This is a genomic window from Streptomyces flaveolus, from assembly GCF_044765825.1.
Taxonomy (GTDB): Bacteria; Actinomycetota; Actinomycetes; order Streptomycetales; family Streptomycetaceae; genus Streptomyces; species Streptomyces flaveolus.
On sequence record NZ_JBIWKU010000003.1, the window covers coordinates 205,199 to 220,056 of the forward strand.

Here is a 14,858-nt window from a genome sequence, read left to right on the forward strand (position 1 = left end):
GACGCCGTCACCTACATTTTCGTGCGCACTGCACCAGGTGATCAGCGAGGGGACGGAGCCACCGCATGTCACAAGCCCCAGAAGTGAGCAGAGGGCCGACGGTGACGCCGGTGCGCGTCGTCATCGCCCTCTGCCTTGTCGCACCGTTCGTCGCCATGCTGTGGGTCGGTTCGTACGCCAAGACCGACCCCACGCTCATCGGCATCCCGTTCTTCTACTGGTACCAGATGGCGTGGGTGCTGATCTCCACCGTGCTGACGGTGATCGCGTACAAGCTCTGGCAGCGTGACCAGCGCGCCCGCCGGGAAGGCGGTGCCCAGTGAACGACGGCGTGAACGGCGTCGCACTCGCCGTCTTCATCTTCTTCTTCGTGCTCGTCACCGCGATGGGCTTCCTGGCCGCCCGCTGGCGCAAGGCCGAGAACGAGCACAGCCTCGACGAATGGGGCCTCGGCGGCCGCTCGTTCGGCACCTGGGTCACCTGGTTCCTGCTGGGCGGCGACCTCTACACGGCGTACACCTTCGTGGCCGTCCCGGCGGCGATCTACGCGGCGGGCGCGTCCGGCTTCTTCGCGGTGCCGTACACGATCCTCGTCTACCCGCTGATCTTCACCTTCCTGCCCCGCCTGTGGTCGGTCTCCCACAAGCACGGCTACGTGACGACCTCGGACTTCGTGCGCGGCCGGTTCGGCTCCAAGGGCCTGTCGCTCGCGGTCGCCGTCACCGGCATCCTCGCCACGATGCCGTACATCGCGCTCCAGCTGGTCGGCATCCAGGCCGTACTGGACGTGATGGGCGTAGGCGGCGGCGAGGACACCAACTGGTTCGTCAAGGACCTGCCGCTGCTGATCGCCTTCGGTGTGCTGGCGGCGTACACCTACTCGTCGGGTCTGCGCGCCCCCGCGCTGATCGCGTTCGTGAAGGACACGCTGATCTACCTCGTGATCGCGGTGGCGATCATCTACATCCCGATCAAGCTGGGCGGCTTCGACGACATCTTCGCCAAGGCGGGCGAGGCGTTCAGCCAGACCAACGAGGCGACCGGGAAGCCGCGCGGCGCGGTGGTGCCGGGCGAGGCGAGCCAGTGGACGTACGCCACGCTGGCGCTCGGTTCGGCGCTCGCGCTCTTCATGTACCCGCACTCGATCACCGCGACGCTGTCCTCCCGCAGCCGTGAGGTGATCCGCCGCAACACCACGATCCTGCCGCTGTACTCCCTGATGCTCGGCCTGCTCGCCCTGCTGGGCTTCATGGCGATCGCGGCCGGGGTCAAGGTGAGCAACGGCCAGCTGGCGATCCCGCAGCTGTTCGAGGACATGTTCCCGGACTGGTTCGCGGGCGTGGCCTTCGCGGCGATCGGCATCGGTGCCCTGGTCCCGGCGGCGATCATGTCGATCGCAGCAGCGAACCTCTTCACCCGCAACATCTACAAGGACTTCATCAAGCCCGACGCCACCCCGGCGCAGGAGACCAAGGTCTCCAAGCTGGTGTCGCTGCTGGTGAAGGTGGGCGCCCTGGTCTTCGTCCTGACGATGGACAAGACGGTCGCGATCAACTTCCAGCTGCTCGGCGGCATCTGGATCCTGCAGACCTTCCCGGCCCTGGTGGGCGGCCTGTTCACCCGCTGGTTCCACCGCTGGGCCCTGCTCGCCGGCTGGGCGGTCGGCATGGTCTACGGCACGGCCGCCGCGTACGGGGTCGCCTCGCCGACGCAGGCGCACTTCGGCGGCTCCTCGAAGGAGATCCCGGGCATCGGCGAGATCGGCTACATCGGTCTCACCGCGTTCGTGCTGAACGTCCTGGTCACCGTGGTCCTGACGTTCGTCCTGAAGGCCGCCAAGGCACCCGACGGCATCGACGAGACCCGGCCGAGCGACTACACGGCGGACGCGGGCGACCCCGGCGTCCAGGTGGAGCTGCCCCCGGCCACCGCGGGCACCTCGCACTGATCCCCCGCGAGCGACGGGCCGTCGGAGAAATCCGGCGGCCCGTCGTCGTGCCCGTCGGGCACACTCGGCCCATGGACTTCGCGATCCGGCCGGCGTCACCCGACGAGTACGGGGCCCTCGGCGACATCACTGCCCACGCCTATCTCCACGACGGCCTCCTCGACTTCGGCGGGAGCGACCCCTACCTCGGCGAACTGCGGAACGCGGCCAAGCGGGCCGCCGCCGCGGAGCTCCTGGTCGCCGCCGCGGACGGCCGCGTCCTCGGCGGCGTGACCTTCGTGCCGTCCGGCGGCCCCATGGCCGACATCGCCCGGCCCGGCGAGGCCGAGATACGCATGCTCGCCGTCGCCCACGACGCGCGGGGACGCGGTGTCGGCGAGGCCCTCGTACGGTCCTGTGTCGACCGCGCGCGGGCCGTCGAGGGCTGCGCACGCGTCGTGCTGTCGACCCAGCGGACCATGCGCACCGCCCACCGGCTCTACGAACGCCTGGGTTTCACCCGCACGCCCGACCGCGACTGGAACCCGCTGCCGGAGCTCGACGACATCACGCTGCTCACCTACCAACTGACGCTCTGACACCGGCGCGGCACAACATCTGGGGGTGCTCGCGGAACCCGGCACAAGATGTATGCTCATGCTCGCTGTCGCCGCAGGGGAATCCGGTGCGAATCCGGAACTGTCCCGCAACGGTGTACTTGTGTGTGTTCGCGTACCCGCGTGAGCGCGCACGGGCTTCAGTCCGAGGACCTGCCGACAGTGCGCCCGGCCGTCCCGGTCCGGGTGCCATGACGTCCGGGCCTCGCGGAATGGGCCGGTGGACGCGACGCCGCGTGCGCTCGTGAGCTGCCCCCGCCCTCCGCCTGGCCCCGTGCCGAGCGAGGGAGTGCCCCACGTGACCATCGCGCCAGCCGACCCGGTCTCAGCGTCCGCTGCGACGGCTTCTGCGACCCCCGTGACCGAGGAAGCCGACGGACCCGGTGCCGCCCTGCTGCGGACCCTGACCGACCTCACCGCCGACCTCCCCGACGCCGACCCCGGCCGGGTCGCCGCCGCCGCACTGCGCGGCCGGTCCGCGCGGGCCGACGAGGCGGAGCTGCGGGAGCTGGCCACGGAGGCCGCGGCCGGCCTGATCTCGGAGGACCCGGTCTACTCCCGGCTGGCCGCCCGGCTGCTGACCATCGGCATCCGCGCCGAGGCCGCCTCCCAGGGCGTCACCTCCTTCACCGAGTCCGTCGCCACCGGCCACCGCGAGGGACTGATCGCCGACCGCACCGCCGGGTTCGTACGGCTGCACGCGGCCCGCCTGGACGCGCTGACCGACCCGGCCGCCGACGACCGCTTCGGCTACTTCGGGCTGCGCACGCTGTACAGCCGCTACCTGCTCCGGCACCCGCTCACCCGCAAGGTCGTCGAGACCCCCCAGCACTTCCTGCTGCGCGTGGCCGCCGGGCTCGCGGAGGACGACACACTCCGCTCGGTGGACGAGGTCGCCGCGCTCTACGGGCTGATGAGCCGCCTGGACTACCTGCCCTCCTCCCCCACCCTCTTCAACTCCGGCACCCGGCACGCCCAGATGTCGTCCTGCTACCTCCTCGACTCCCCCAAGGACGAGCTGGACTCCCTCTACGACCGCCTCCACCAGGTCGCCCGCCTCTCCAAGCACGCCGGCGGCATCGGCATCGCCTACTCCCGCGTGCGCGCCCGGGGTTCGCTGATCCGCGGCACCAACGGGCACTCCAACGGCATCGTCCCGTTCCTGAAGACGCTGGACGCCTCGGTCTCCGCGGTGAACCAGGGCGGCCGGCGCAAGGGCGCGGCGGCGGTCTACCTGGAGACCTGGCACGCCGACATCGAGGAGTTCCTGGAGCTGCGGGACAACACGGGCGAGGACGCCCGCCGCACGCACAACCTGAACCTCGCCCACTGGATCCCGGACGAGTTCATGCGCCGGGTGGACGCGGACGGACCCTGGTCGCTGTTCTCGCCCTCGGACGTGCCGGAGCTGGTCGACCTGTGGGGCGCGGAGTTCGACGCGGCCTACCGGGAGGCCGAGGCGAAGGGCCTGGCCAGGAAGACCCTCCCGGCCCGTGAGCTGTACGGCCGCATGATGCGCACCCTCGCGCAGACCGGCAACGGCTGGATGACCTTCAAGGACACCGCCAACCGCACCGCCAACCAGACTGCCGAGCCGGGCCACACCGTCCACTCCTCCAACCTCTGCACGGAGATCCTGGAGGTCACCGACGACGGGGAGACCGCGGTCTGCAACCTCGGGTCGGTCAACCTGGGCGCCTTCGTGACCGGCGGCGACATCGACTGGGAACGGCTGGACGCCACCGTCCGCACCGCCGTCACCTTCCTGGACCGGGTCGTCGACATCAACTTCTACCCGACCGAGCAGGCGGGCCGGTCCAACGCCCGCTGGCGCCCGGTCGGCCTCGGCGCGATGGGCCTGCAGGACGTCTTCTTCCAGCTGCGCCTGCCCTTCGACTCCCCCGAGGCCAGGGACCTGTCCACCCGCATCGCCGAGCGGATCATGCTCGCCGCGTACGAGACGTCCGCCGACCTCGCCGAGCGGAACGGTCCGCTGCCGGCCTGGGAGAAGACCCGTACCGCCCGGGGCGTGCTGCACCCCGACCACTACGACGTCCGGGCGGCCTGGCCGGAGCGCTGGGCTGCCCTGCGCGAGCGCATCGCGACGACCGGGCTGCGCAACTCGCTGCTCCTCGCGATCGCGCCGACCGCCACGATCGCCTCCATCGCGGGCGTCTACGAGTGCATCGAGCCGCAGGTGTCCAACCTGTTCAAGCGCGAGACGCTGTCCGGCGAGTTCCTCCAGGTCAACTCGTACCTGGTCGACGACCTCAAGCGGCTGGGCGTGTGGGACGCCCGCACCCGTGAGGCGCTGCGCGAGGCGAACGGCTCGGTGCAGGACTTCGCGTGGATCCCCGAGGACGTGCGCGCGCTGTACCGCACCGCCTGGGAGATCCCGCAGCGCGCCCTGATCGACATGGCCGCCGCCCGCACCCCGTACCTCGACCAGGCCCAGTCGCTGAACCTGTTCCTGGAGACGCCGACCATCGGGAAGCTCTCCTCGATGTACGCGTACGCCTGGAAGCAGGGCCTGAAGACCACGTACTACCTGCGCTCCCGCCCGGCGACCCGCATCGCCCGCGCCGCCGGCCGGGCCACCGTGCCCGTGCAGGCCGCCCCGGACCCCGAAGCGGTCGCCTGCTCCCTGGAAAACCCCGAGTCCTGCGAGGCCTGCCAGTGATGAACGACACCACGAAGAACCTGCTCGACCCGGGCTTCGAACTGACTCTCCGCCCCATGCGCTACCCGGACTTCTACGAGCGCTACCGGGACGCCATCAAGAACACCTGGCACGTGGAGGAGGTCGACCTCCACTCGGACGTCGCCGACCTCGCGAAGCTCAGCCCCGAGGAGCAGCACCTCATCGGACGGCTCGTGGCCTTCTTCGCGACGGGCGACTCGATCGTCGCGAACAACCTGGTGCTGACCCTCTACAAGCACATCAACTCCCCCGAGGCGCGGCTGTACCTGAGCCGGCAGCTGTTCGAGGAGGCCGTCCACGTCCAGTTCTATCTGACGCTCCTCGACACCTACCTGCCCGACCCGGACGACCGCGCCGCCGCCTTCGCGGCCGTGGAGAACATCCCCTCGATCCGGGAGAAGGCCGAGTTCTGCTTCCGGTGGATGGACTCGGTCGAGTCGATCGACCGCCTGGAGACCAGGTCCGACCGCCGCCGCTTCCTGCTCAACCTCATCTGCTTCGCCGCGTGCATCGAGGGCCTGTTCTTCTACGGCGCCTTCGCCTACGTGTACTGGTTCCGCAGCCGGGGCCTGCTGCACGGCCTGGCCACCGGCACCAACTGGGTGTTCCGCGACGAGACGATGCACATGTCGTTCGCCTTCGACGTGGTCGACACCGTCCGCAAGGAGGAGCCGGACCTCTTCGACGACGAGCTGCGGCAGCAGGTCACCGACATGCTGCGGGAGGCCGTCGAGGCCGAGCTGCAGTTCGCGCGCGACCTGTGCGGTGACGGCCTCCCGGGCATGAACACCGACTCGATGCGGCAGTACCTGGAGTGCGTGGCCGATCAGCGTCTGACGCGGCTCGGCTTCGCCCCGGTGTACGGCTCCGAGAACCCCTTCTCCTTCATGGAGCTCCAGGGCGTTCAGGAGTTGACCAACTTCTTCGAGCGTCGTCCCTCGGCGTACCAGGTGGCGGTGGAGGGCACCGTCGACCTGGACGAGGACTTCTGAGTCTCCCTCCGTGGGACGGACTCCCGGTCCTCCAGGTTCTCCCGGTCCTCCTGGGCCTCCCTGATCTGCCGATCGATGCGCCGGTCGCGCACGATGCCGATCACCGAGGGGAGGACCATGAGGACCAGGAGTCCGAAGGTCAGGAGCATTCCGATCAGGGCTTCTGTCTGGTCTGCGTTCATAGACACCACTGTCGCGCTCCAGACTCCTTACCGTGAGTGGCAGGACTGCCGTAGGGCCTCGATTTCCTGCCACTTTCGAGGCACACTGACGGCATGCTGAAGAACGTGGCCGCCGTTCTGCTGGACGGCGCACATCCCTTCGAACTCGGCGTGGTCTGCGAGGTCTTCGGCGTCGACCGCAGCGACGACGGGCTGCCCGTGTACGACTTCGCGGTGGTGTCCGCGGAGGGCCCGACGCTGGGCACCCACGTCGGGGGGCTCACCGTCTCGACGCCGTACGGGCTGGACCGGCTCGACGAGGCCGACCTGATCACCGTGCCGGCCGGGAGCGACTACGCCCGCCGCGTGTATCCGCCCGCGCTGCTGGACGCCCTGCGGCGGGCCGTGGACCGGGGGGCGCGGGTGCTGAGCGTCTGCTCGGGGGTCTTCGTGCTCGGCGCCGCGGGGCTGCTGGAGGGGCGGCGGTGCGCGGTGCACTGGCACCACGCCGACGAGCTGACCCGGCAGTACCCGGGGGCGCGGGTCGAGGCGGACGTGCTCTACGTCGACGAGGACCCGGTGATCACCTCCGCCGGCACCGCCGCCGGGATCGACGCCTGTCTGCACATCGTGCGCAAGGAGCAGGGCCCGGAGGTCGCCAACAAGATCGCCCGGCGCATGGTCGTACCGCCCCACCGGGACGGCGGTCAGGCGCAGTACATCGAGCGGCCGCTGCCCCGCTCCTCCTGCGACACCGTCGGCGAGGTGCTGTCCTGGATGGAACAGCACCTCGACCAGGAGGTCACCGTCGAGCAGCTCGCGGCGCGGGCGCACATGTCGCCGCGCACCTTCGCCCGCCGCTTCCAGCAGGAGACGGGCACGACTCCCTACCGCTGGATCCTGCGCCAGCGCGTGCTGCTGGCCCAGCGGCTGCTGGAGGCGACGGACGAGACGATGGACGCGGTGGCCTGGCGCGCCGGCTTCGGTACGGCGGCGGCCCTGAGACACCAGTTCGTCCGGGCTCTCGGCACCACCCCGCACGCCTACCGGCGCGCCTTCGGGGGCCCCGAGGCCGCCGCCTGAGACGCGTCCCCGTCGTGCTCACCTCGCCACGGGCCGGACCAGCAGGTCGTGGGGACGCAGCGTGATGCCGACGCGCACGGCGTCGTTCGAGCCCGCCACCTGCTCGAAGCGGTACCTGGTCGCGAGTGCCGCCGTGATCAGCGTCAGCTGGGCCATGGAGAAGTGGTCGCTGGGGCACTTGCGATTGCCCACGCTGAACGGCCGCATGGCGTATTTCGGCAGTTCCGTCACGCGTTCCGGAAGCCATCGGTCCGGGTCGAACTCCAGGTTGCGGGCGTACGACTTCGGGTCGCGCTGGATTGCGTACGGACTGTAGATGATGTCCGCCCCGGCCGGAATGCGATAGCCACCGAGTTCCGTCTCGACCACGGCGCGCCGCGTCAATACCCATACGGCGGGACGCAAACGCATGGCCTCCACGATGACATTGCCGGTGTGCGTGAGCTTGCGGACGTCCTCGAATGCCACAGGGCGCCCACCGGTGACCGCTTCGACTTCGTCGCGTATGCGGTCGGCATGTTCCGGGTGTTCGGCAAGTGCCTGAAGCAACCACATGATCGTGGAGGCGATGGTTTCACTGCCGGGGGTGAGTATCGCGACGACCTGGTCGTGGATCTCCTGTTCCCCGATCGGGTCGCCATTGTCGTCCTTGGCCTCCAGCAGAGCCGTCAGCAAATCGTCCGGCTTTTGACCGGATGCGCGGCGCTCGGCGATGATCTCGTCGACCAGGAGGTGCAGATCGGCCAGCGCGTTGTTGAATTCGCGATTAGCCGGCAGGGGCAGCCGGTACAGCGGACCGAGCGGGACGACCATCCGCCGGTACATGCCGCGGAAGACGGTGGCGAGGGCGACGCACAGACGCTCGGCGCGCTCGTCCATGAACTGGCCGCGCAGCAGGCAGCGGGCCGCGACGCGCACGGCGACGCGGAAGGACTCGGAGGTGGCGTCGATCGTCTGCCCCGGCTGCCAGCGCTCGGTGAGCGCGTGCGCCTCCTCCTCCATGATCGGCCCGTAGGCGGGGATCGCGTCGAGCTTGAAGGCGGGCTGGATGGTGCGCCGCTGGCGCCGGTGCAGCGGGCCGTTGGCGGTGGCCACGCCCTCCTTGCCGAGCAGGCCCTCCAGCGACTCCCACAGCGGGCCGGCGATGTGGTAGTCGGGGCTCAGCGCGAGGGCGCCGGTGAGCGCCGGAGTGGTGACCGCGTACACGGTCTTCGGGCCGAGCCGGATGCGCACCACGTCGCCGTGGTCGCGCAGCTGGGCCATGAAGGCCAGCGGGTCGCGGGCCAGTTTCCAGCCGTGGCCGAGGAGCGGGACGCCGCCGCCCGCGACGGGCGGCTCGCGCAGCTCCGGGGCGTGATCGGTCCGGATATCAGGGGATGGGGGCGCCCCCTGTCCGAGCGAAACCGAGGACTTGGGGGAGGACTCGACGGTCATTCGTCACCTGCCGCTTCGTTGTTGACGTACGGGGGCGTGGACCGGTCGTCCCAGCTGTCGACCATGTACCGGCCGGACTCGTGGTGGAACCAGTAGACGGAACTGAACCAGTTCCGCATATTGCCGACGTTGGCCCGCACGGCGCCGCCCAGTTCCTTTCCGCGTACGGTTCCGTCGTCGAGTTCGTCGGCGAACCGTAATACGTCCCGTTCGACGGCGAGGAATTCTGTGATGCATTCCTCCACGCGTCGCCGGACTTCTTCTATCGCTTCTTCCAGAGTCAGTTGATGATGGGTGATGAGACTGATTCCGAGATTGTGGACCTCGTCGCCCGCTATTTCCTTCGGGAGCGAGCAGAGGTCGTTGTACCAGGCGGCGAATTCCTGGCTCAGCAGTGCCGCCCGCCGGTATGCGGGGTGCTTTCGCACGGCGTCGGGCAGTTCGCACCCCGCGCTCGGCTCCAGCAGGTCGGTCCAGATCCAGTGCGCGAAGGTGAGCCGGCGCAGTGCGAGGTACTCCTCGACGCCGGGCACGATTCCACGGGTGCGGTTGTGGAATTCCCGGTCGTACGCATCGATCACCGCGTGGAAGTGCCGGGCGAACCGGGCGTTCCACGTCGGCGTCAGGAAGGCGTACAGCCGCAGCACGCTGTCGGCGAATCCGGCGACCAGCGCGTCCTCGTGGTGCAGGTGGTCCACGGGTGAGTCCAGCGCCGTGTGCAGCCGGTCGCGCAGCTGCCGCCAGGCGGCCGGACGGCCGTGGACGATGTCCCGGTCGTGCCGGTCGTCCCAGACGAAGAACCACGCGCTGTAGTCGGCTATCGCCTGAAGGACCTGGTCGGGGGCGCCCAGGTAGTACCCGGCCATGAGGTCCGTGTAGCACAGGCCATCGGCATATTCCTCGACCTTGTCCGCCGGCATGAGCCGCTTTTCGAGCAGCCAGGTACGGGTCTTCTCCTGGAGCTTCGGCCAATACGGGTGCAGTTGCCGGGGAAATTCCGCCTCGATCACCGGGAGTGAGAGCTGCGGTGGAACTGCGGTCGCGGTCGGTGTCGCTGTGGTGCCGTGTGAGAAAGCGTGCACGAACAAACCCCTCTCAGCCGCCGGTGGCGCACTCCTCCCGCTGAGCGGGGCGTGCGCCGTTGCGTATCCCCGCTCTTCCATTCAGCACCACAACTGACCGTTCTGGGAACGGATTTGCTGCATTCACTACCCTACGGCGCCTGAATTTTCCTGTTGTGTGTCGGCTTTTGGATCTCCGGGCGGGCGACAGGGATCGAACGGGTGACGGGCAGACGAACGGCGCCCGCTCGGGTCGGACCCGAACGGACGCCGTGCGCCTGGGGCTTGTGAGGCCGGGGTGAATCAGTCGTTCGCGACCACGGGGTAGCGCGGCTCGTTCTCGGCCATCTGCCGCAGCGCGTCCTTGCGTTCGCGCTTGGAGAGCCGGTCGATGTAGAGGTACCCGTAGAGGTGGTCGGTCTCGTGCTGCAGACACCGCGCGAAGTAGCCGGTGCCGCGCACCTTGACCGGGTTGCCCTTCTCGTCCTGCCCGGTCACCTCGGCGTAGTCGGGGCGGGCGAGCGGCGCGTAGGCGGTCGGCACGGACAGGCAGCCCTCGTTGCTGTCGTCCAGGCGGCGCCGGTCGGCGGGCAGTTCGACGAGGCGCGGGTTGCAGACCACTCCGACGTGACGGACGCCCTCGTCGTCGGGGCAGTCGTAGACGAAGACCTTCTTGTCGACACCGATCTGGTTGGCGGCCAGGCCCACGCCCTCGGCGGTGCGCTGGCTGGCGAACATGTCCGCGACCAGCTGCTGAAGCTCCTCGCCGAAGTCGGTGACGTCCTGGCACTCCTTGTGCAGCACGGGATTGCCGACCACCGTGATCGGACGCGAGGTACCGCGCTCACGCCAGGCAGCCTCGCGCTCCTCGCAGTCCTCGGTGTCGACGACGAAGCCCTCGTCGTCCACGGGGAGCACGCCCGCGTGCTGCTGATCGGTGTCCTGCTGCGCCATGACCGACGTACGCCTTCCTCATGAAACCCGGGTTGATGCCTGTTACAGGGTACGGGGAACGGGACGACGGCCTCAGCAGACCTCTTCGAGGTCCCGCCAGTCCCGGGAATCCGGGCTGTCCGCCACCCACCCGTCCAGCAGCCCCCGCACCAGGGAGGCCGGCGCGGCCACCCCGCACTCCCGCTCCGGCACCCACAGCTGCCCGTCGGTCCGGTGCCCGAGCGGCCCGGGGTGCCCCGGTTCGCTGTGATCGTGCGGGTCGAGATGCTCGCCGTCGCCCTCGTCGGACGGCATCCGGGACTCCGAGCACATCCGGCACAGCAGCCGCACGGAGGACGACCAGTCCTCGGCGGCGAAACCGGCGTCGGCGGCGAGCTGCTCCAGGGCGTCCCGGTCGGCCTCGGTGGCGGCCTCCAGGAGGACCACCCACGTGGGGACGGGTGACGGCGCCCACAGCTCGATCTCGTCGAAGACCGGGTAGGCGTGCCCGGCGGCCGTGGTCCGCTCCCCGTGCGGGACGCCGTCGTGCAGCACGACCTCGCCCCAGCGGCGCCCGGAGGACGGCAGCGGAATGGACAGCACCTCGACGCGGGCGGGGTCCAGCCGCCGCCCCCACACCACCTCGGCCTCGCCCTCGGGCGACAGCCGTACGGCCGCGCTGCCGAGGTCCATGCCGAGGGGTTCGCCGGCGTCCGTGGCGTCGCCGGGCGTCTTCAGCCCGTACGCCTGCCATGCGCGGCGGGCCAGGGGCCAGTCCTGGAGGGCGGTCGCGGCGATGCCGACGTTCCACCAGTCGGGCGCTCCGCTGTCCCGGTCGAGCAGCGCCACGGCCCGCAGGCCCGCCGCTCTGGCCTGCTCCCAGTCGTGCCGGAACTTGTGCAGCAGGGCGAGGTTGAACCACGACTCCGACAGCCAGGGTTCCAGGTCGGCCGCTCGCGTCAGCAGCGCGCCCGCGTCCTCGTAGCGACCGTCGCCGATCAGTGTGAACGCCCGGTCGGTGGCCTGCCGCCAGGAGGCGGAGGGCCGGTGCCGTCCCTTGCCGAAGATCCTCACGATTCCCGCCTGCCAGTTCCGTTCAGTGGGCTGGCTGTGCCTTTCCGCGCCCCCGTACACCCTCTCCTGCGCATCAAACCATGTACGGCCTGCGGGGCGCTCATTACCCATGGGTTACCCAGCCGGGGGCGAGGTAAGGCTGCCTCGGGAGAGCACTCGGGCCAGTGCCTCCACGACTTCCGGAGCGTAGTCGCCGGCCGTCGCCAGGCGCAGCTCCTCCAGCACGGTGAGGTCGCCGCCGGGCCCGGCGTCCCGTGCCTTCTCCTCGTAGGCGTTCACGGCGCGCACGATCCGCGCGGCGACCGGCTGCTCGTGGCAGGGGTCGGCCTGCCGCTCCACCACCACGGCGACGGCCGCGTCGACGCCGGTCTGGCGGACGACGGCCCCGCCGAGCAGCGCGATCCGCCGCTGTTCCGACACGGGCAGGGCGGCCGTGGCCCCCGCCGGGACCGGGTCGACGAGGCTCAGCTGTCCGATGTCGTGCATGAGGGCCGCGTACTCCAGCACCGTCAGCTCCGGCCCGGACAGCCCCAGGTCCCGTCCGACGGCCGCGCTGAGCTCGGCGACGCGGCGGGCGTGCCCGGCCGGGGTGTACCCGGCGATCTCGGTGGCCCGGGCCAGGGAGGCGATGGTCTGCCGGTAGGTGGCCCGGACGTCGGCGTAGCGCCGGTAGGACAGCTGGGTGAGCAGCAACGGCACGCTGAAGACGGGCAGCGCCCACAGTCCCGCGACGGCCACTCCGAGCGCCATCACCGCCCCCGTCGCGCACACCGCGGAGGTGATGCCGACCATGGCTCGCAGTTCCTCGCGCAGCAGCGGGCCGAAGGGCCAGCCGGTGCGCGCGTGCGCCGGTGCCGCGGCGAGCACGGCGTCGCACAGCGCGGTCAGGGCGAGCAGCGCGATCAGCAGCAGCGCGTAGGCGGGACCGCCCCAGTCACGGAAGGTGCCCTGCCCGGCCGGCGGCTGGAAGCACACGGCGGCGAAGGCGACGGTGAGCAGGCGCCGCGCCAGGTGGTCGAGCACGGGCCCGTCCCCGCGCGCGATGTGCGGGACGCTGCCGAGCAGCGAGGCGACGAGCACCACGGTGACGGTCTGGGCGGCCCCGTGGTGCACGGGTTGTCCGGCGTTCTCCCCCAGCAGGGCGTACGCCAGCGCTCCGGCGGTCCCGAGCGGCGCCGTCTCCCGGCCCTCGCCCCCGGTGCGGCGGGTGAGCTCGCCGAGCGCGACGAGGATGCCGAAGGCGAGCGCGACGGGGCGCTCCACGGTGCCCGACCACAGCACGGAGGCGAGGCACACGAGCGCGACGAGGGCGGCGCCGGCGTACATCAGGAGTACCGCGGGGGTCCGCGCCCCCGTCCCGGGCCGCTCCCGCCCCGGCCACGGGCCGGCTCGGCCACGGCCGGTGCGGGCGGGACGGAGGCCCCCCGTCGCCCCGGCCGCCCCCGGCGGCGTCACCGCGCGCCCCTTCCGACGCGCGGGACCGACGTCCGGTCGCCGGCGGGGCGGACCGCCGGCCGCCGTGCGTCCCGGCCGGCCCGTCCCGGCGTCACGAGGCCCCCCTCGCCACACTGTCGTGCGCGTCCTCGCTGCGGCCGTCGACCGCCCCGGACGGGCGGGCGGGAGTGACATCGGAGGTCACGGCCGGGTGCCAGCCGTGGTGTTCCAGGGCCCGCACCAGGGCCAGGACCATCCGGGGGTCGAAGTGGGTGCCCGCGCACCGCTGGAGTTCCGCCACGGCGGCCGCGACGGGCCGCGCCCTGCTGTAGGACCGTGTGGACGTCATGGCGTCGAAGGCGTCGGCGACGGCGACCACCCGGGCCGACTCGGGGATCTGGCCGCCCGCCAGCCCGTAGGGGTATCCGCTGCCGTCCAGGCGTTCGTGATGGTGCAGTACGGCGGCCCGGGCCTCGCCGAGGAAGCGGATGCCGCGCACCATCTCGTGCCCGTACTCGGGGTGCAGCTCGATCACGCGCCGCTCCTCGGGTGTGAGCGGCCCGTCCTTGCGCAGCAACCGCGTGGGCACGCCGAGCTTGCCCACGTCGTGCAGGATCCCGGCGAAGCGGAGCGTCTCGACGCGTTCGTCGTCCAGGCCCAGCTCGCGGGCGATCATCATCGAGGCGTGGCCGACCCGCTCACTGTGCCCGCGCGTGTAGCCGTCCTTGATGTCGACGGCCTGGACGAGGGCGCGGATGGTCGCCTGGTGCGCGGCTCGCTCCCGGTGGTACTGGGCGAAGGACCACCACGCCACGCACATCGGCAGGAGCACGAGCAGCGCGGCGACCGGTCCGTAGGGGCTGCGCCACAGGACGGCCATCATCAGACCGGCGAGCCCGTGCACGGCGATCGGGGCGAGCGATCGGGAGAACAGCCCCCGCCACGCCCGCCGTAACGGCACCCTGTCGGCCAGCGCCAGGATTCCGCCGTCCAGCAGGGTCAGCACCAGGCAGAAGCCCAGCACCGCGGCCCCGGCCGGCACGAGCGCGTAGGGGAAGTCGGCGGCCGCGACCGCGTCCCGTCCGCCGAACTCCGCGTGCACCCGGGCCGCGGCCCACACGGCGAGTGTCAGCTGCGCGGCCCGCCAGGTCCGTCGCAGGGCGGCCGGCCGCTGGGTCACCGGGGACAGCAGGGCCCCCGGCAGCGCCACGAGTGCGGCGGCGGGCGGCGGAAGCAGGAAGGCCCCGGCGAGCAGCACGGGGTAGCAGGTCCCGACGAACCGGGTCCGGGCGACCTGTTCGCAGCCCGCGTACAGCCCGGCGAGCAGCAGCACCGCCCACCAGGGAGTGGTCATCTCGGGCAGCGGGCGCAGACAGAGCAGGGCGGCGAGGACGACACCGGCGACATACGCACGCGCCCGTGCCGGTACCGCGTCCATGAG

At 71.0% G+C, this 14,858-nt stretch carries 13 protein-coding genes and 1 riboswitch; of the genes, 6 read left to right on the top strand and 7 right to left on the bottom strand.

The window, feature by feature from the left end; translation table 11 throughout:
* The first annotated feature begins 65 nt into the window (after window positions 1–65).
* The 5 genes from ACIRG6_RS10450 to ACIRG6_RS10470 all read left to right on the top strand — a co-directional run bounded on the left by ACIRG6_RS10450 (window position 66) and on the right by ACIRG6_RS10470 (window position 6,237).
* Window positions 66–323, top strand: a complete 258-nt coding sequence (locus tag ACIRG6_RS10450) for a DUF3311 domain-containing protein (protein WP_239762585.1) — start codon at window positions 66–68, stop codon at window positions 321–323.
* A complete protein-coding gene (mctP, locus tag ACIRG6_RS10455; RefSeq protein WP_364675771.1) occupies window positions 320–1,948 on the top strand; it encodes a monocarboxylate uptake permease MctP in 1,629 nt (542 codons plus the stop codon). The genes ACIRG6_RS10450 and mctP overlap by 4 nt, the downstream gene beginning before the upstream one ends.
* Window positions 1,949–2,019: 71 nt before the next feature.
* Complete coding sequence (locus ACIRG6_RS10460; protein WP_364675774.1) at window positions 2,020–2,526, top strand: GNAT family N-acetyltransferase; 507 nt, start codon at window positions 2,020–2,022, stop codon at window positions 2,524–2,526.
* 52 nt (window positions 2,527–2,578) lie between these two features.
* Window positions 2,579–2,719: riboswitch (cobalamin riboswitch) on the top strand.
* Between the two features lie 123 nt (window positions 2,720–2,842).
* Window positions 2,843–5,224: a ribonucleoside-diphosphate reductase subunit alpha gene (locus ACIRG6_RS10465; protein WP_403322033.1), complete on the top strand. Its 2,382-nt coding sequence runs from the start codon at window positions 2,843–2,845 to the stop codon at window positions 5,222–5,224.
* Window positions 5,224–6,237, top strand: coding sequence for a ribonucleotide-diphosphate reductase subunit beta (locus ACIRG6_RS10470; protein ID WP_350714634.1), 1,014 nt, complete (start codon window positions 5,224–5,226; stop codon window positions 6,235–6,237). Before ACIRG6_RS10465 ends, ACIRG6_RS10470 begins: the two co-directional genes overlap by 1 nt.
* Here the strand turns inward: ACIRG6_RS10470 and ACIRG6_RS10475 are convergent.
* On the bottom strand, window positions 6,150–6,419 hold the full coding sequence (locus ACIRG6_RS10475) for a hypothetical protein (protein ID WP_403322035.1): 270 nt from the start codon (window positions 6,417–6,419) through the stop codon (window positions 6,150–6,152). The genes ACIRG6_RS10470 and ACIRG6_RS10475 overlap by 88 nt on opposite strands.
* Before the next feature lie 93 nt (window positions 6,420–6,512).
* On the opposite strand from ACIRG6_RS10475, the gene ACIRG6_RS10480 reads away from it, so the two are divergent.
* Window positions 6,513–7,481, top strand: coding sequence for a helix-turn-helix domain-containing protein (locus ACIRG6_RS10480; protein ID WP_403322037.1), 969 nt, complete (start codon window positions 6,513–6,515; stop codon window positions 7,479–7,481).
* Between the two features lie 18 nt (window positions 7,482–7,499).
* Here ACIRG6_RS10480 and ACIRG6_RS10485 read toward each other — a convergent pair whose 3' ends face one another.
* From ACIRG6_RS10485 to ACIRG6_RS10510, 6 genes are all read right to left on the bottom strand, one after another.
* Window positions 7,500–8,915, bottom strand: a complete 1,416-nt coding sequence (locus ACIRG6_RS10485; RefSeq protein ID WP_403322038.1) for a bifunctional albaflavenone monooxygenase/terpene synthase — start codon at window positions 8,913–8,915, stop codon at window positions 7,500–7,502.
* Window positions 8,912–9,997: an epi-isozizaene synthase gene (cyc1, locus tag ACIRG6_RS10490; RefSeq protein ID WP_365021352.1), complete on the bottom strand. Its 1,086-nt coding sequence runs from the start codon at window positions 9,995–9,997 to the stop codon at window positions 8,912–8,914. The genes ACIRG6_RS10485 and cyc1 overlap by 4 nt, the downstream gene beginning before the upstream one ends.
* 282 nt (window positions 9,998–10,279) lie before the next feature.
* Complete coding sequence (gene def / locus ACIRG6_RS10495) at window positions 10,280–10,930, bottom strand: peptide deformylase (RefSeq protein WP_350714624.1); 651 nt, start codon at window positions 10,928–10,930, stop codon at window positions 10,280–10,282.
* A gap of 72 nt (window positions 10,931–11,002) precedes the next feature.
* The gene (locus ACIRG6_RS10500) at window positions 11,003–11,983 is read right to left on the bottom strand and encodes a tetratricopeptide repeat protein (protein WP_189228735.1); all 981 of its coding nucleotides are present in this window, start codon (window positions 11,981–11,983) and stop codon (window positions 11,003–11,005) included.
* Window positions 11,984–12,097: 114 nt separating this feature from the next.
* Window positions 12,098–13,309 (bottom strand): HD-GYP domain-containing protein, encoded by a 1,212-nt coding sequence (locus ACIRG6_RS10505; RefSeq protein ID WP_364675789.1) that lies wholly within the window; start codon window positions 13,307–13,309, stop codon window positions 12,098–12,100.
* Between the two features lie 220 nt (window positions 13,310–13,529).
* The gene (locus tag ACIRG6_RS10510) at window positions 13,530–14,855 is read right to left on the bottom strand and encodes an HD-GYP domain-containing protein (RefSeq protein WP_364820227.1); all 1,326 of its coding nucleotides are present in this window, start codon (window positions 14,853–14,855) and stop codon (window positions 13,530–13,532) included.
* Window positions 14,856–14,858: the final 3 nt, after the last annotated feature.